General features: G+C 36.5%; 12 protein-coding genes. All 12 read left to right on the top strand.

The window, feature by feature from the left end; translation table 11 throughout:
• Window positions 1–22 precede the first annotated feature (22 nt).
• The 12 genes from mutM (at window position 23) to JOC47_RS09475 (ending at window position 18136) form a co-directional block, all read left to right on the top strand.
• Window positions 23–850 (top strand): bifunctional DNA-formamidopyrimidine glycosylase/DNA-(apurinic or apyrimidinic site) lyase, encoded by an 828-nt coding sequence (gene mutM, locus JOC47_RS09530; RefSeq protein ID WP_204701852.1) that lies wholly within the window; start codon window positions 23–25, stop codon window positions 848–850.
• A gap of 2 nt (window positions 851–852) precedes the next feature.
• The gene (locus tag JOC47_RS09525; RefSeq protein ID WP_204701851.1) at window positions 853–2715 is read left to right on the top strand and encodes an ABC-F family ATP-binding cassette domain-containing protein; all 1863 of its coding nucleotides are present in this window, start codon (window positions 853–855) and stop codon (window positions 2713–2715) included.
• 63 nt (window positions 2716–2778) lie between these two features.
• Window positions 2779–3420: a sporulation membrane protein YtaF gene (ytaF, locus tag JOC47_RS09520; protein ID WP_204701850.1), complete on the top strand. Its 642-nt coding sequence runs from the start codon at window positions 2779–2781 to the stop codon at window positions 3418–3420.
• 13 nt (window positions 3421–3433) lie between these two features.
• Window positions 3434–4018 (top strand): dephospho-CoA kinase, encoded by a 585-nt coding sequence (gene coaE, locus JOC47_RS09515; RefSeq protein ID WP_204701849.1) that lies wholly within the window; start codon window positions 3434–3436, stop codon window positions 4016–4018.
• A 184-nt stretch (window positions 4019–4202) separates the two neighbouring features.
• Window positions 4203–4769, top strand: coding sequence for a lytic transglycosylase domain-containing protein (locus tag JOC47_RS09510; RefSeq protein WP_338035342.1), 567 nt, complete (start codon window positions 4203–4205; stop codon window positions 4767–4769).
• Window positions 4770–4952: 183 nt separating this feature from the next.
• The gene (locus tag JOC47_RS09505; protein WP_204701848.1) at window positions 4953–5882 is read left to right on the top strand and encodes an ABC transporter permease; all 930 of its coding nucleotides are present in this window, start codon (window positions 4953–4955) and stop codon (window positions 5880–5882) included.
• 21 nt (window positions 5883–5903) lie between these two features.
• Complete coding sequence (locus tag JOC47_RS09500) at window positions 5904–6818, top strand: ABC transporter permease (protein WP_204701847.1); 915 nt, start codon at window positions 5904–5906, stop codon at window positions 6816–6818.
• A gap of 13 nt (window positions 6819–6831) precedes the next feature.
• On the top strand, window positions 6832–7833 hold the full coding sequence (locus tag JOC47_RS09495) for an ABC transporter ATP-binding protein (RefSeq protein WP_204701846.1): 1002 nt from the start codon (window positions 6832–6834) through the stop codon (window positions 7831–7833).
• A complete protein-coding gene (locus tag JOC47_RS09490) occupies window positions 7834–8811 on the top strand; it encodes an ABC transporter ATP-binding protein (RefSeq protein ID WP_204701845.1) in 978 nt (325 codons plus the stop codon).
• A 188-nt stretch (window positions 8812–8999) separates the two neighbouring features.
• Window positions 9000–9590, top strand: coding sequence for a hypothetical protein (locus tag JOC47_RS09485; RefSeq protein ID WP_204701844.1), 591 nt, complete (start codon window positions 9000–9002; stop codon window positions 9588–9590).
• 18 nt (window positions 9591–9608) lie between these two features.
• A complete protein-coding gene (locus JOC47_RS09480; RefSeq protein ID WP_204701843.1) occupies window positions 9609–14528 on the top strand; it encodes a putative Ig domain-containing protein in 4920 nt (1639 codons plus the stop codon).
• Between the two features lie 305 nt (window positions 14529–14833).
• Window positions 14834–18136, top strand: coding sequence for a GLUG motif-containing protein (locus JOC47_RS09475; RefSeq protein WP_204701842.1), 3303 nt, complete (start codon window positions 14834–14836; stop codon window positions 18134–18136).
• Window positions 18137–18249: the final 113 nt, after the last annotated feature.

Below are 18249 nucleotides of genomic sequence, written 5' to 3'. Positions count from 1 at the left end.
TATTGAATTGGAGGAATTATTAATGCCTGAATTGCCAGAAGTACAGACAGTAGTAGATACATTGAAGCCTAATATTATAGATAAAAAAATTGAAGCAGTAGAAGTGATTGAAGAAAAGTTAGTAGAAAAACCTAGATTAGAAGAATTTAAAGATCTTTTAGTGGGGCAAATTATTACAAATGTTAAGCGACGCGGAAAATATATTATTATTGAATTAGATAACAGTTATTATTTAGTATCTCATTTGCGAATGACTGGGAGATTCTCTTATGTTGATGATGGTCAAGAGATTGGGGATTATGATTATATTCTATTTAAATTTAGTGATAATGAAGAATTGCGTTTAGGTAGTAAACGCAAATTTACTCGGACTTATTTAGTAGATGATTTAGCAGATGCAGGTAGCTTGACTGACCTGGGCCCTGAACCATTATCAGAGGAATTTACTTTGGATATGTTTAAAGAGCTGATTGCTCCCCGTCGTGGCCGAATGAAACCTTTGTTGTTGAATCAGAAGTTTATAGCTGGATTAGGAAGTATCTATGTGGATGAAAGTTTATTTATCTCAGGAATTCATCCCATGCGGACTGCAGATACTTTAACTGAAGAAGAAATTACGAAGTTGCATGGTGCTATCCGTCAAGTATTAGCGGAAGGAATTGAACACCGTGGTACAACTAAGTGGGATTATGTAGATGCTAGTGGTCAGGCAGGCAGTTATCAAGATGAATTGCGAGTTTATGACCGTGAAGAAGAAGAATGTTTTGAGTGTGGTACTAAGATTCAAAGAACAAAAGTTGGTGGGAGAAGTGCTTATTTCTGCCCCCAATGTCAACCTTTGGAGGAATAAATATGTCTTTATTGCAGTTAAGAGAAGGAAGTAAATCCTATCCCGAACAACAGATATTCCAAAATATTTCTCTGCAAATTCAAAAACAAGATCGGATTGGATTAATTGGAGCTAATGGGATGGGTAAATCAACACTAATTAAAATTTTTACTGGTGATAAGTATTTAGATGAAGGAGAGGTCTTGTGTAGTAATGATTTAGAGATTGGCTATTTAGAACAAGACCTTGGTTTAGATGGAGAAGTAACTCTTTATCAAGAGATGTTGAGGGTTTACCAAGATTTATTCGAACTTGAAGAAAAATTAAGAAAGTTAGAAGCAAAGATGGAATCTGCTTCTGGAACTGAATTGGATAAAGTTTTAAAGAAATATAGTCGTTTGCGGGAAAAATTTGAAGAAGAAGAAGGTTACAGGTATGAAAGTAAAATTGAAGGGGTATTGCGTGGTTTAGGATTTGTGGAAGCAGATTTTGAGCGAGAACTAGAAAATTTTAGTGGTGGTCAAAAAACAAGAGCAGCTTTAGCTAAATTGTTATTACAAGAACCTAATTTACTGCTTTTAGATGAACCGACAAATCACTTGGATTTAGCTGCTAAGGAATGGTTGGAAGATTATTTGCATGATTATCCAGGAGCAGTAGTCATTATCTCACATGATCGTTATCTGCTAGAAAATTTAGTTGATAGAATTTGGGAATTAGAAAAAGGACGGTTAGAAAAATATCGTGGCAATTATTCTTTTTATTTAGAAGAACGTGAACAGCGTTTACTGCGCTGGCAGCGTGAGTATGAACAGCAGCAGAAAAAGATAAAAGAAATGAAAGCCTTTATCAGAAAATATAAAGCTGGTATTAAATCTAAACAAGCTAGAGGTCGCCAGAAGAAACTAGACCGCATGGATAAAATCCCACCGCCGCCTACCTTAGAAAAACCTACAATTGAATTCCAATATAAGCCTAATACTATTGAAGAAGTATTAACAGTTGAAAATTTATCTAAATCTTATGAAAATGAGCAAATTTTTTCAGATTTAGAATTTAAACTTTACCGTGGTACTAAAGCTGCATTAGTAGGGCCAAATGGTAGTGGGAAAACTACTTTGTTAGAAATAATTAATGGCTTAAAAGAAGCTGATAGTGGTCAAGTTCGGACTGCTAAAGGTATTAAAATTGCTTATTATGACCAAGAACATCGTAATTTAAGCTTTGATTATAATTTAGTTGAAGAATTGCAGAAAGTAAAAAGCTTAAGTGAGGGCCAAGCGCGAGATGTTTTAGCTAAATTCCTCTTTACCGGTGATGAAGTATTCAAATCAGTTTCTACTTTAAGTGGTGGGGAAAAGGCCCGTTTGTCTTTAGCTAAATTGTCGTTACAAAATTGTAATTTGTTACTGATGGATGAACCGACTAATCATTTAGATATTGATTCTAAAGAGTTACTACAGTCTTCTTTAGAAAATTATCCTGGCACAATACTAATAATTTCTCATGATAGGTATTTATTAGATAAATTAGTAGATAAAGTATTTGCTTTAGAAGATACTAAATTGGTAGAATATGAAGGGGACTATTCTTACTATAGAAAAGAGTATGAGAAAAAAGTTGCCCAACAAAAGCAACAGGAAAAAGCAAAGAAAAAAGAGCAGTTTCAAGAGCAGAATAAGAAAAAATCAGAAGAGACAGAATCAATTGCTAGAGAAGAAGTAGAAGAAAAAATTATTGAATTAGAGACAAAATTAGAAAAAGTAGAAGAAAAGTTAAATACTTCAGATGTAGAACAAGAAGAATTAGTAGAACTGACAGAAGAGTATCAAGAGATACAGCATAAACTAGAAGAATATTATCAATTGTGGGAAGAAGCAATTTAATCACACCTTAACTCTCTCTTTCATAGTTTAGTTATAGGTAATAGTATGAGAGGGGGAGTTATTGTGAATTTACTGCCAGTTTTAATTTTAGCGTTAGCAATTAGTTTAGATGGTTTTTTAGCTGGAATAACTTATGGATTAAAAGGAATTAAAATTAATTTATGTCCAATAGTAATTATTAGTATTGCTTCTGGAGTTATGGTCTTATTTTCTATGGTTTGTGGTTCCTGGCTAACTAAATTATTCCCTGCCTTATGGGCAAGCAAAATTGGAGGGTTGCTGTTAGTTTTAATTGGGGGATGGTTGTTATATCAATCTGCGAGAGAAATTGATAATAATGAAGATATAGCTAAAAAATGGCCGCGAGAATTATTTAGTTTTGAAATTAATTCTTTAGGTTTAATTATTAATATTTTACAAGAACCACTGCGGGCTGATTTAGATTATTCGGGGACGATTAGTAAACAAGAAGCGGTTGTTTTAGGAACTGCTTTAGCTTTAGATGCTTTTGGAGCAGGGATAGGAGCAGCTATGGCAGGGTATAATATTTTAGCAACAGCTATATTTGTAATTGCTTTTAAATTTGTTTTACTTAAAATGGGGGTCTGGCTAGGGACTAATACTACTGCTGACTATTCTCGGAATAATTTGAAATTAACACCAGGATTTATATTAATAATTTTAGGGCTGATTAAATTATTATGAAGGAGAGATAATAGTGAAAATTGGATTAACTGGGGGAATAGCTAGTGGTAAGAGTACTGTGAGCAGATTTCTGCAATCATTAGGAGCAAAAGTTGTTGATGCTGATGAAATAGCACATGAACTAATGAAACCAAAGCAGAAACTATGGCAGAAAGTAGTAGGTCACTTTGGAGAAGAGATCTTGAAGGCTGAGCAAGAGATAGACCGTGATAAATTAGGGACAATAATTTTTAATAATCCACAGCAAAGAGAAAAATTAGACCAACTTACTCATCCTATTATTATCTCAGAGATTAAAGCAAGGGTAGAAAAATTAGAGCAGAGTTATGAAATAGTAATTGCTGAGATACCATTATTAATAGAAGTAGGGATGATAGACTTTTTTGCAGAAGTGTGGTTGGTTTATCTAAAGCGCACAGTACAAATTAAACGACTTATGCAGCGAGATGATATTAATCGAGAGGCAGCAGTGAAAAAGATTGAATCGCAAATGCCTTTAGATGAGAAAAAGGAATATGCGGATAGAATTATTGTCAATAACGGAAGTCAAGAAGAACTAGAAAAACAAGTGCAGAAATTGTGGAGGAAAATTATTTAATAATAAGTATAAGTATGAGCATAAGAATAAATGAAAGAAGAAGTTAAAAATATAAGTATGAGTTTAAGTAGAACACAAAAATAAATTTATTAAGTCTAAGTCTGAATAGAAAGAGGGTTGTTATTTTATCTTTGCTTAGCCTCAGTCTTAGGATAATCTGAGTGTTAATTTGGGAGTGTTAAATGTGATCATTAGTTTAGATTGGCGTAAAATTATACTTATTACCCTAGCTACACTATTAATAATTTCTATAACTACAACGCATAAAGATTTATTAAAGATGATTTATCCAATTTATTATGAAAATTTAGTTTTTGAAACAGCAGCAGAGGATAATATAGATCCTTATTTATTGCTTTCAATCATCTATGTGGAAAGTAAATTTAATCCTGAAGCAGTATCTGATCAAGGGGCTAGGGGCTTAATGCAAATTATGCCGCAAACCGGAGATTGGGTGGCTAATAATTTAGGATATCAAAATTTTGAGATAAGTGATCTTTATGATCCTGAGATTAATATTAAGTGTGGTGGTTGGTATTTAGCTCGATTAAAAGAGGAATTTGATAATCGATTACCTGTAGTATTAGCTGCCTATAATGGAGGGCAGGGTAATGTAGGACAGTGGTTAGAAAATGAAAGATGGGATGGGAAACATGAAACTTTAGATAGTATCCCTTTTGCTGAAACTCGCGGTTATGTAGAAAAAGTAATGAAAATTTATCAAAGATATCAGTATATTTATAAAGAATAATTTTATTTGACACAAAATGAGAATCAATATATAATTGTATTGTTACACTATTATAATCATAATTATTAGCCTAGTTATAATTGAGTAGTCGAGTAGTCGGGTGTTAGCTTAATTTGGTTTATGAGAGCATAATTAAAACTTATGATTGTAACAAAAATTATTTTACATGAAAGGTGGTAGAAAATGCTCGGATATATACTAAGAAAAACATTGATGGTAGTTCCTATTTTGATTGGAATTGCTACTATAACATTCTTACTTAATTTTGTATTTGTACCAGGAGACCCAGTAAGAATTTCTATGGGCCAACATGCCGACCCTGAAACGATTGAGATGATTAGAGCGGAAATGGGTTTAGATGATCCGCTAATTGTACAGTATGGTAGATTTATTGGCGGTCTTTTTAAGGGTGACTTTGGGAAGTCATTCACAACTAGACAGCCTGTTTTAGATATGGTATTAGAGAGATTTCCAGCTACGGCTAAATTAGCTTTAGCTGCTACTATAATTTCGATTGTCTTAGGAGTAAGTGCTGGCATTGTTTCTGCAGTTAAGTCTAATTCCTTTTTAGATTATTTCTTTATGACCTTTTCCATGTTGGGGATTTCGATGCCCGTTTACTGGCTAGGGTTAGTGTTGATTGTAGTATTTTCACTTAATTTAGATCTTTTACCAGCTGGTGGTTATGGAAGTGGTAGTCTCAGATATTTGATTCTACCAGCGTTTGCGTTAGGATTTAGACAAGCTGCTAAAGTAGCACGAATGACTCGGTCTAGTATGCTTGAAGTAATTGATAAGGACTATGTAAAGACAGCAAGAGCTAAAGGCTTATCAGAGCAGATAGTAGTAATTAAGCATGCTTTAAAAAATGCATTAATACCGGTAATTACAGTAATTGGTACACAATTAGGTTATTTATTAGGTGGAGCTGTACTAACTGAATCTGTATTTTCTTGGCCTGGTTTAGGTCGTTTAGCAGTTAATGCCGTTTTAAAACGTGATTTTCCCCTAATTCAAGGGACAGTTATTTTCTTAGCTGCTTGTTTTGTATTAGTTAATTTATTAGTTGATTTAAGTTATGGTTTATTAGATCCTAGAATTCGTTATGATTAAAGGAGGGGTGACTAAAAATATATGAAGGCACAAGTTGAAGAAGAACAAGAAATAAAGCAAATATCTGAAGAAGCACATAGTCCATGGCATGAAGCCTGGAAAAGATTAAAGAAAAATAAATTAGCAATGATTGGTTTAGGGATTACAACTGTTTTATTAATTGTAGCAATTTTTGCACCTATAATTGCGCCTTATAATCCTAGATATGCTCCAGTAATAGAAGATGGTAAAGTTGAGCTATCTTTACAAGGACCAAGTTGGGCTCATCCCTTTGGAACTGATAAATTAGGGCGTGATATATTCAGTCGAGTAGTCTATGGTGCGCGAATTTCCTTGATGGTAGGTTTGATCACCCAGGGGATTGCATTGGTATTAGGAATTACTTTAGGTGCTATTGCTGGTTATTATGGAGGTTTAATTGATGAGGCTGTGTCATATTTGATACAGGTCTTTTTGGCTTTTCCGTTTATTCTGTTTGCGATAGCAATTATGGCCGTCTTTAGTGAGCCGGGAGTCGATAAGGTTTTCTTGGCTTTAGGACTGATTAGTTGGCCGCCGTTAGCAAGAATAGTTAGAGGACAAGTTATGTCTATTAAAGAGGAAGAATATATAGAAGCTGCTCAATCATTAGGAGCTTCAGACTTTAGGATTATCGTCAAACATGTGATTCCAAATAGTTTGGCCCCGATTATTGTAACTGTAACTTTAGGAGTTGCAGGTGCAATTTTAGCTGAAGCAGGATTGAGTTTTTTAGGCTTAGGTACTCAACCACCACGTCCAAGTTGGGGTGTGATGTTAAAAACAGGTCAAGAGTATATTAGAAGTTATCCTTATATGATCTGGTTCCCTGGCTTAGCAATTATGATTGCAGTAATGGGGATTAATTTGCTTGGTGATGGACTAAGAGATGCACTAGATCCTAAAATGAAAGATTAATGGAGGGAAAGAAATGAGTAGTACATTACTAGAGGTAAAAGATTTACAGACCTACTTCTTTACTGATAGAGGAACAGTTAAAGCTGTTGATGGTGTGAGCTTTGATGTTGAAAAAGGTGAAACACTAGGAATTGTGGGAGAATCAGGTTCAGGTAAGAGTGTTACTGCTGCATCCATTATGCAGTTAGTGCCTAGCCCTCCTGGAGATATTGTAGGGGGAGAAATTAACTTTAAAGATGAAAATTTATTGGACTTAAAGATGAAAAGAATACGTAAGATTAGAGGTAACGAAATTTCAATGATTTTTCAGGAGCCAATGACTTCTTTAAATCCAGTTTATACAATTGGAGAGCAGATCTCTGAAGTTTTAAGATTACACCAAGGATTAAATAAGGATGAAGCTTTAGAAAAATCAATTGATATGTTAGAAAAGGTAGGAATTCCATCTCCAGAAGAAAGAGTGCATGAACATCCGCACCAATTAAGTGGTGGAATGAGACAGCGAGTTATGATTGCTATGGCTTTAGCTTGTAATCCAGAATTATTAATCGCTGATGAGCCGACTACTGCTCTAGATGTAACTATTCAGGCTCAAATTTTAGAGTTAATGGATGAATTACGTGATGAATTCAATACTTCAATTATTTTAATTACTCATAACTTAGGAGTAATTGCTGAAGTAGCTGATAAAGTGGCTGTGATGTATGGTGGTAGAATTGTGGAACAGACTGATACAGTGACTTTATATAAAGATCCGGAACATCCTTATACTGCTGGTTTAATCAAATCAATTCCTAAAATAGAAGGAAGTGAAGGTAAATTAAAGCCAATTAAGGGTACAGTACCTGATCCATTAAACTTCCCTAATGGGTGTAAATTTGCTAATCGTTGTAATTATGCGGAAGAAAAATGTTGGGCTGAAGAACCAGACTTAGAAGAAGTAAAGCCAGATCATTATGTGCGCTGCTGGCGCTGGAAAGAGCTTGACTTGAAGAATGAAAGCGAGGTAAAATAAATGGCTGACAATATTCTAGAAGTCAATAATCTTAAGAAGCACTTTCCAATTAATGGCGGTATTTTTAAAAGGCAAGTTAATTCGGTCAAAGCTGTAGATGGCCTTAATTTTAATGTTAAACGCGGTGAAACTTTAGGTTTAGTTGGAGAATCTGGTTGTGGAAAATCAACTACTGGTAAAGTATTACTGCGTTTATTAGATGCTACTGAGGGCGAAGTTAAATTTGAAGGTAGAGATATTCATAAATTAGATAAAAAAGATTTGAGAAGTTTAAGAAAAGAAATGCAGATGATTTTCCAGGATCCTTATGCTTCTTTGAATCCGCGTATGACAGTAGCAGAAATTGTAGGAGAACCGCTAGATATTCATAATTTAGCTAAAGGAAAAGAAAAAGAAGAACGAGTTAGAGAATTGCTAGATATGGTAGGTCTATCATCTAAATTTGCTAAGCGCTATCCCCATGAATTTAGTGGTGGACAGCGGCAGAGAATTGGAATTGCTCGTGCTTTAGCAGTAGACCCAGAAGTTATTGTCTGTGATGAACCTGTATCTGCTCTTGATGTTTCGATTCAGGCACAGGTAATTAACTTAATGGAAGATTTACAGGATGAATTAGGATTAACTTATATCTTTATTGCTCACGATTTGAGTGTAGTGAGACATATCAGTGATCGAGTAGCTGTGATGTACTTAGGTAAAATTGTAGAATTAGCTGATAAAGATGACTTATATGATACTCCTAAACATCCGTATACTAAAGCACTGTTATCGGCTATTCCAGTTCCAGATCCGCAGCGGCAGCGAGAAAAGATTATTTTGGAAGGTGATGTGCCAAGTCCAATTAATCCACCAAGTGGTTGTACTTTCCATACCCGTTGTCCATATGCAGAAGATATTTGTAAACAAGAAGAACCAGTCTTTGAAGAAAAAGGTGAAGATCATTTAGCAGCGTGTCATTTTACAGATAAATTAGAATAAAATCATAAAATAAAGGACTAAATCAGCAGCTAATTAATTAGCTGCTGATTTTTTTATTTTTTTGAGAAAAACAGGATTTAAAGTCAAAAAAGGGGTATTTTTTAGATTACTTTTAGATTGGTTTGTTACAATGAAGATAGTTATAACTTTGTCTACAAATATTTCAATTCAAAGGAGGGGTTTATTTTATGTCTCAAGAAAAATTAATTTTTATTAGTGTTTTAATTATGGTAGTTTTACTGACAGGCACAATTAATGCTCAAGAAGAGGAGTGGATTGGCTATGCGGGGATAAACTATAATATTTATTCAGAATTAGATTTATCAGGGATAGGATTTTATGGTGGAGCAAAAAATTTGACTATTAAAGATTATTCTTTTGGGTGGGAAGTAGAATTATTAGATTACAGTCGTGAATATACCACAGAGTATATATATGATAATCCCAATAATAATCAGACATATCAAGCAGAAGACGATTATCAAGCTTTTGGTTTATTAGGTACTTTCACTTATGAATTTAATAATTTTTATCAATTAGAAAATTTTAATGTTTACTCTAAAGCTGGATTTTATCAAATTAGCTTAAATAAAAAGTTAACAGGAGATAATACAACAACTTCTAGTAGTGATGAAAATTGGGAATTTGGAGCTAAAATAGGAGTGGGAGTAAGCGAAATGGTAAAGAAAAATTTAATTTTAAATGCTCGCTTAGGTTATAGAATGGTAGATGATTTTAAAGGTTTTGAATCAGGATTAAAGATGATACAGAAATTTTAGAAGGGGGAGGGATTATTTGTGAAACGTAAATTATTAGTGATTATGTTATTGTTTGTAGTTGTATTGACCGGTTGTTCTGATAATGATGATCATGGAACTAAAAATTACAAATTAAATATTAGTGTTGAAGGTCAAGGCGAAGTCAAAAATTCAGGCCGCCCAACAAGTGAAAATAGAGAAGTGACTCTAACCGCCGAACCCCAGCAGGGAGCAGATGATTGGGGATTTGATCACTGGGCAGGAGATATTGATGGGGATAAAAATCCAGTCACTATAGTAGCTCAAGAGAAGATGCAGATTAAGGCTTATTTTAGTGATGCACCTAACTTTAAAACTAGTGTTGCTGACAAAAAGTATTTTCCTGGAGAAAAGATTGAATTTAAGGTAGAAGCTAATGACAGTGATAGTGATAATTTGACCTATAATGTTGTTGAAGCAGATGATAAATTAGCCGGTAGTTTTGATCCACAAACTCAGACTTTAACTCATCCGGGGATCACTACTGCTGGAGATTATAAGTTGAGATTTGAAGTTAGTGATGGAGAATTAACAACGGAAAAAGAAATTGTAATTGGAATTAATGGTCCGCCGATAATTGAATCAGTAGAGCAGAAATCGGAGATTCAAAGTGCAGCTACTGACGGTTATGAATATAAAGCTGTAGAAGTGACAGAAGGTGAAGAACTGTTAATTGAAGTACGGGCTAAAGATCCGAATGGGATTGATAAATTAAAGTATGAATTTGAAGGGGCAGTGGCTGATAAATTGACTGAAGTAACAGATGAAAGCAATACTCAGAAAATGAGTAATCAGTCTTTAGTAGAAATGCGGCAATTCACTTGGACACCAAGCTATGATCTAGTAGAGCAAGGGAGTAAAGACTATGGAACTCTAATTACTGTAACTGATGGTATGGAATCAACTAATCGCAAGATAGTGATTATAGTTAATCATAAAGATAGACCACCAGTGATAGAAAGCAAGACTGAAACAAGTGTTACTGAAGAGTCAAAATTAAACTTTGTTGTTTCTGCTTCCGACCCTGATGGAGATAGTGTGACTTTAAGTGCAGCTAATCTTCCTCAAGGAGCGAATTTCAATGCTGAGACAGGAGAGTTTAGTTGGCAACCCGGTAGTGAAACTTCAGGAGAATATGAAGTGACTTTTGCAGCAACTGCTGGAGGTAAAACAACTAATCAAACAGTTAAAATTAATGTTAATGAGCTGAACCGTTCGCCAGTCATCACAGCAATTGAAAATAAAACAGTAGCTGAAGGCAAAGAATTGAACTTCACAGTAACAGCTAATGATGCTGATGGAGATGAACTGAGCTATCAAGTTAGTGAGTTGCCTGAAGGAACTAATTTTGATGAGGCAACAGGAGAGTTTACCTGGCAGCCAAGTCAAGAGCAGCAAGGCAATTATAAATTGGAATTTAGTGCTAGTGATGGGCAGTTAAAAGATACAGAAGTAGTAATGATTACAGTAGGTGATGTTAATCGTCCACCACAATTAGAAAATGTTAGTGATCAAGAAATAGGAGAAGGCAAAGAATTAAGCTTTACAATTACAGCTAGTGATCCAGATGGAGATAATGTAACTTTAAGTGCAGCTAGTTTGCCGCAGGGAGCAAACTTTAAGGCTGAGACAGGAGAATTCACCTGGACGCCAGGTTATCAACAAGCAGGTAGCTATGAATTAGAGTTTAGTGCTCAAGATGGAACTACAACAGCTAGCGAAATGATGAAAATTAGAGTTAAGGACAATAACCAACCCCCTGTTTTAGAACCGATAGAAGTTCCCGAAGTAAGCGAAGGAGAAGAACTGCAGCTTAACTTATCAGCTAATGATGCTGATGGAGATGAGATAAAATATAGAGTTGAGAATGCACCTGAAGGAGCAGAGTTTGACCAAGAAACAGGTGAGTTTACTTGGACACCAAATTATGATCAAGCAGGTGAATATCAGTTAGCTTTTGTAGTAGAATCAGCTGGACAGATAAGTAAAGAACAGGTCACAATGACAGTTGCTAAGAAAGATAGAGAACCAACAATAGAGAACTCCGATGAATTAAAGGATTTGAGTATAGAGGAAGGAGCAGAACTGAGTTTTAAGTTAAATGCCAATGATCCTGATGGAGATGAAGTGAGCTATAGTGCTAGCAATCTACCTGAGGGAGCAAGATTAGACCGAAACACGGGAGAGTTTGCTTGGATACCTAGTTATGACCAAGCAGGAAGTTATGAATTAACATTTACAATTAATGCCGGTGGAAAAAGCGTAACTCAGACAGTAGAGATTACTATTGCGGATCAAGAGAAACCAACAGAAGATAGTCCGCCAGTAATTGGTACAATAAAAGATAAAGAGATAAATGAAGGAGAAACACTAAGTTTTATAGTACCAGCTAGTGATCCAGATGGAGATAAAATAACTTTAAGTGCTGATAATTTACCACAAGGAGCAGAGTTTAATGCTGCAACAGGAGAATTGATCTGGATTCCAAGTTATCAGCAGTCAGGTCGTTATGAACTTAGCTTTACAGCTCAAGCGAACGGCAAAAGTGATAGTCAAACAGTAAGTGTCATAGTTAATGACTTTACTAATTATGAAGATAGTCCACCGGTTATAGCAGATATTAGTGACCAAGAAGTAGCTGAAGGAAGTTCCTTGAATTTCAAAGTAACAGCTAGTGACCCCGATGGAGATGAAGTTACTTTGAGTGCTGTTAATCTACCACAAGGAGCAGAGTTTAATGCGGAAACAAGAGAATTAAGTTGGACTCCTAATTATCAGCAGGCAGGAAACTATAGCTTTAGCATTAAAGCTGCTGCTAATGGGAAGACAACGACAGAAGAAGTAGAAGTTGTAGTCACAAATAGCAATGACTTGCCAGTAATAGAGTCAGTCACAAATGTAAGTAATGGCAATGCTACTATAGCAGAAGGAACTAAATTGGACTTAACTGTTAGAGCTAGTGATGCCAATGGTGATGACTTAAGTTATAGTCTAACTGGTAGCATAGCAGAGAAGTTTAACCAGTCTAAGAATCAATTTACTTGGACACCAGGTTATGAAACAGCCGGAGAATACAGTTTAACTATTGGAGTTAGTGATGGTAAAGAAACAGTGACGCAAGATATTAATTTGGTAGTAGAAAATACCGATCGCCCTCCTGAAGTAGGAGCTGATTCAGCAACTACTCCAGAAGACAAAGCTGTGACTATTGATCTATTAGCTAATGATAGTGATCCAGAAGGGAAAGAACTTAGTCTAGAACAAGTTAATGATGCAAGTAACGGTACAGTAACTAAGGATGGGGAAGGTACAGTAACTTATACTCCAGATGAAGATTGGAACGGAACAGATAGCTTTAGTTATATAGTAAGCGACGGTAATTTAACAGCTACAGGAGAAGTAACAGTAACAGTTACTCCAGTTGATGATCCACCAGTCTTAGATCAGATCGGAGATAAAGAGGTAGATGAAGGAAAAGAATTGAGTTTTACTGTTACAGCTCAAGATATTGATAATCAGGTTACTTTAAGTGCCAATAATCTACCAACTGGGGCCAATTTCGCTGCTGCAACAGGAGAATTCGCTTGGACTCCTCAAGCAGACGATCAAGGAAGTTATGAGCCAACATTTACAGTAGAAGCTAATGGTAAGAGCGATAGCGAAACAATTACAATTACAGTTAATGATAAATTAGATGGAGGAGTAAATCCTGAAGAACCACCAGCTCAGCCGACAGGATTGATTGGAGATCATTATAATGGAGAAGTTATGTTAAAAGTAGATAATCCAACGGGCAAAGCAAACTATATGGTCTATCGCAGTACGACAGATGACTCTTCTACTGCAGAACCGATTACTGATAGTTTAGTTGATTTGGAAAGCTGGAAGGACAGTAGCGTAGAAAGTGAGAATACCTATTATTATTGGGTGCGAGCGTATAATGAACAAGGACTATCCAGTGAATTAAGTAATCAAGCTCAGGTTTCTCTGTTGGGTTCAGTAATTTTCGCTGGATTGTCAGAAACACCTGCTGGAGCACCACTTGGGATAGATCGTAATATTTCTGAGCTTCAAGATGCAGCCGGGAATAAATTAAGTGGTGATTATGACCTTAGAATTTCTAGTGATATAGATGGAGAATTGTTGTCTCAATCGGCAGTAACTTTTGATGCTGGAGCACCTACTAGTTTTATTATGATTCCAGAAGGTAGATTAGTAACTCCTGGAACTCATCAGTTGACTCTGGAAATCAAAATGGGTGGTGGCGTTGTTAGTGACACCGTTGAGTTAGAAGTAGGGTTTAGCGTAAGAGAAGAAACGTTATCTAATGCAACCCTTCAATTAGAAAATCAGAATCAAGCTGGAGACACTTTGACACTAGAAGGACCTCCAGGAGTTCAAGGTAATGGGATTAGATTAGAATTCGCTGCTACTAATGATAATATAGAGATGAACTATGATCGTAGTAATGAGTTATTCACGATCGATCTTAAGGATTCTACTGTGAGCGATAATACTTCAACTAATATAGCTGATACTATACCACCTATTACAGCTTCTGGTGATGCAACTGCGTCTGGCAATGAATGGCAGGCTTCTCAGCCCGGCGGAATGCTGCAGGGTGGTAAGAGTGAATTTAAAATATTTGTTCCTTTTGCTGATCCTGTCAAAGAATCATCTGCTACAGTTCCTAGCAAGTATAGTTTGGATGTTGACGGAGATGGGACACTAGAGTTTGAGCAAGCGTCTAGTGTTGAATATTATCCCAATGATAATATGGTTAGTGTTGCATTTGTTGTAGAAAAGAAAGAGAACATTTTGCAGCGTGGGACTTCTCAAATTATAATTGAGGATGTTGAAACCCAGTCTGGGGATAGAATAAATATTAGAGGGAGACTTTTTCTTCAACAAGATGCTTGATAGGGTAAAACAGCTAGTAGCTAGGAGCTAGAAGGATAAACAGCTAGTAGCTAGGAGCTAGAAGTTAGTAGTGAAAAGATACAGTCAAAGTCAAAGGATAGAAGCAGCTAGTGGCTAGAGGCTAGGAGCTAGTAGTGAAAGAACAAAGTCAAGAACAGCTAGTAGTAAAACAATACAGTCAAAATCAAATGAATAAAAGCTAGCTAAGAGTTGATAGTTAAGGTTTAGAATTTGATTTTGGTGTTGATTTTAACTACTAGCCACTAGCTGTTAACTTCTAGCTGAATTTCAAAGGAGGTTTTTCAATGAATTTAAAACGGAGTTTAGGATTAATTTCATTATTATTAATACTGACTGTAACCTTCTCAGCTTGCAGTAGTAGTGACGAGGAATTAAAGGCTGGTGATGGTGAAGCGGCGTTGGAAGTGGGAGTGCAGAGAACTCAGCTTCAGAGTAATTTATTACAGTCTGTAACGGGGGATTTGAAAGATAAGATAGCGATTAATAAATTGGAGTTAACGGTTTATCAAGCTGATGAGTATCAAAGTGAGGGTAGTAATGCGGAAGTGGTTGATTCAGTAACTAAAGAAGTTACGGGTTTAGACAATTTAGAGAGTCAGGCGTTTTATGTTCCGAATGGACAGAGTTATGTAATTGCAGCTCAGTTGTCGGGAACTGTGGATGGTGAAGTAGAGAGTAATATCTACCGTGGGGTTTCGGAGCCAACTGGTGTACTAGAAGATGCTACAACGAGTCCAGTGACGGTGAATGTTAGTTTTAAGTCGGCGGAACAGTTGGAGATAGTGATTGACGGCATCCCTCAGCAAGTGGGAGCTAAAGATGTAGCCCAGATGAATGTGGAGTTGAGTAATCCGATATTAGGTAGAGCAGAAAAGACGATTACTGAAGCTAGCACAGTTAGCTTTAACAATGATGATTTAGAGTTGCGACCAGCAATGGTGCAGGTTGATATTCAACTGCAGGATAGTAATGGTCAAGATATTCCAGCCGGTGGAGAATTTGGTGGTGAAATTCAGCTTTTACCGGGCCAAAAACAGCAGCTAAGTGTTGACCAACAGCCGTATTTAGAAGTTGATAGTAGTAGTGTAGAAGTCGATGAAACTGGAACTTTAAATTTTACGGTAGTAGGAACTGACCCAGAAGGTGCGGAAGTAAGTTTAGAAGTTGTGAGCGAAACTAAGCCTAGTGGAGCTACTTTTAATGCTGAAACAGGAGAATTTAGCTGGCAGCCAGATGAGAGTGACCAAGGGACTTATCAAGTTAAGTTTAGAGCCCAGGCAGGAAGTAAAAGTAACTATGAAGTAGTTACGATTCAGGTTAATGATAAATTAGAGATTAGTGTTAATCGCGAGCAGTCTCCTAGTGCACCTACGGGGGTGACAGGAAGTTATAATAGCGGAGCAATTACGCTAAGTGTAGATAATCCAACTAGTGAGGCAAATTATATGATCTATCGGAGTACTACTAATGACCCTGCGACAGCAGAGCCGGTATCAGATGGGTTAGTGGATTTAGCAGGCTGGGAAGATAGTAATCTTACAGGACTGAACACTTATTATTACTGGGTGCGAAGTTATAATCAACAAGGACTATCCAGTAGTTTAAGTTCAGTCGTAAAGAGAATAGCTGCCTATAAGATTGATAGTATAGAAGATTTAGTAAAGGTTGGTAGAACAGAAGAGTGGGCAGCAGATGAAGATTATAAATTAGTGGCTGATTTAGACTTTAATAGTGATGGAAGTTATGAAGATCCAAGCACAACAGAATTTGGTGATTTAAATGGTGATGGGACTACCGATGGCTTAAAAACAGAAGTCACAACGAGCAGCGGTTGGCAGCCAATACCGAGCAGCTTTAACGGTCAGTTTATGGGTAACAACCAGCAGCTAGCTAATCTGTATCTTGATCGAGATGCTGATAATCAAGGTCTGTTTGCTAAGTTAGGTCAAGGTGCAGTAGTAGAAGACTTAACGATAGATACTGTAGATATGAAGACAGCATCAAAAACAGGAGTTTTAGCTGGAGAGGCAGTAGAAGCAGGGATTACTAACTGTATGGTAAAAAATGCAGCAGTAGATATCTATAGAACTAATGAAACTAGTGAATTTTCTGATAATATGTATAAAGGTCAATCCTTTATCGGTGGTTTAGTTGGAATGACTAAAGATACAAGAATTGCCAATGCTAGTCTGTTTAATCTGGAATTGATGAAGGATAGTCTGTTTACTAAAGAAGATAAGGTTTCTTCCAGCCGCTTAGGCGGTTTAGTGGGAATTGCTAATGGGGGCCAAATTGAAGATAGCACAGTTACAGATGCTTCAATAACTGGAAAGGAAGATCAGACAACAGGAGATAAGCATATAATTGCTTATGCCGGCGGACTGATTGGTGAAGTTGCCAATGAAAGTACCGAAGAGATGGTAGTTGATAACTGTGAGGTAGAAAATATAACTTTAGCAGTTGGAAATTCAGCTGCTTATTCAGGTGAACCGGATACTAGTAAAAGCGGCGGCTTAATTGGAGCAGTAGCTGACCCTAAGACGGAGTTTGTTACTAAGGGTGACATTGCCATTAAAGATAGTTCAGCGGCAGGAACTATAGATAAAGGTGCAATTGTAGCCTATGATGCCATAAGTGCAGTAGGAGGTTTTGTAGGTGTTGTTGACGGGAACAAAACCCCGACAGGAATAATTTCGATCACGAACAGTGAAGCGGATGTAGAAATTAAAGGATTATTCGAGGAGAAGCAGTATCTAGATGTATATTTAACTCATGCCTCAGAAAATGGAGGTATAGGTGGTTTTGCTGGACGCCTCAGTGCAACTGAAGTTAAAGGTTGTTCGGCGACAGGTTATTTGAAAGGAGAGTTAGGAGGCAAAATGAATATTTGGGCAGGCGGTTTTGCCGGAGTGATTGATAATAGCCGGATTGCCACTTCTTTTGCTACCGGAAATGTAACAGGATTTGGTTTATCTGGATTTGCTTATCAAGTTAAAGATACTCAAATTAGTGAATCTTATGCAACCGGAAATGTAAATTCACAGAGGGGAACTAAATTTGGAGAGGCAGGATTTGTTAGTTTAATCCAGGGTGGAAGTATAAATAATTGCTATTCAACTGGAAATGTGAAAGATGGATTTTTTGAAGTTGCTGGTTTTGTGGGAACAGTGAAAGAAGCGGAAGTCAAGCATTGTTATACTACCGGAAAGGTATTGTTGGATTTAGCTCAGGGGAGTAAAGCTTTTGGATTTGTAAAGGAAGCTGGTGGGGCTGGAGTGCAGGATTCTATCGCCTTTAATTCTGAAATTATAAATTTTGGAAGCCAGACTACTAGATTTGGGCCTGGAACTCTTGAAAATAATTATGCAAATGAAAATATGTATATTGAATCTAATGGAGAGGATATGAGTGATCAATATCCTGCGGATTTGAATTCCCATTGGGGAGCAGATATGACCCAGGAGGAATTTGCGAGTCAGAGTTTTTACACTAATCCGGATAATTGGATTGAGCCTTGGGACTTTGATGATGTGTGGGAGATTAAGCCGGGGGATACAAGACCTACTTTGCAGGAGTTGCCGGATTAAAATAATAGCTAGGGTAAAAACAGCTAGTGGCTAGGAGCTAGAAGCTAGTAGTAAAAAATACAGTCAAAATCAAGAGAGGCTAGTAGCTCCTAGCTGATTTTAAAAGGGAGGTT

The organism is Halanaerobacter jeridensis, from assembly GCF_016908315.1.
Classification (GTDB): domain Bacteria; phylum Bacillota; class Halanaerobiia; order Halobacteroidales; family Halobacteroidaceae; genus Halanaerobacter; species Halanaerobacter jeridensis.
Note: the sequence above shows the minus strand (reverse complement) of the source record. Positions and strands in the feature narration are given on the sequence as shown.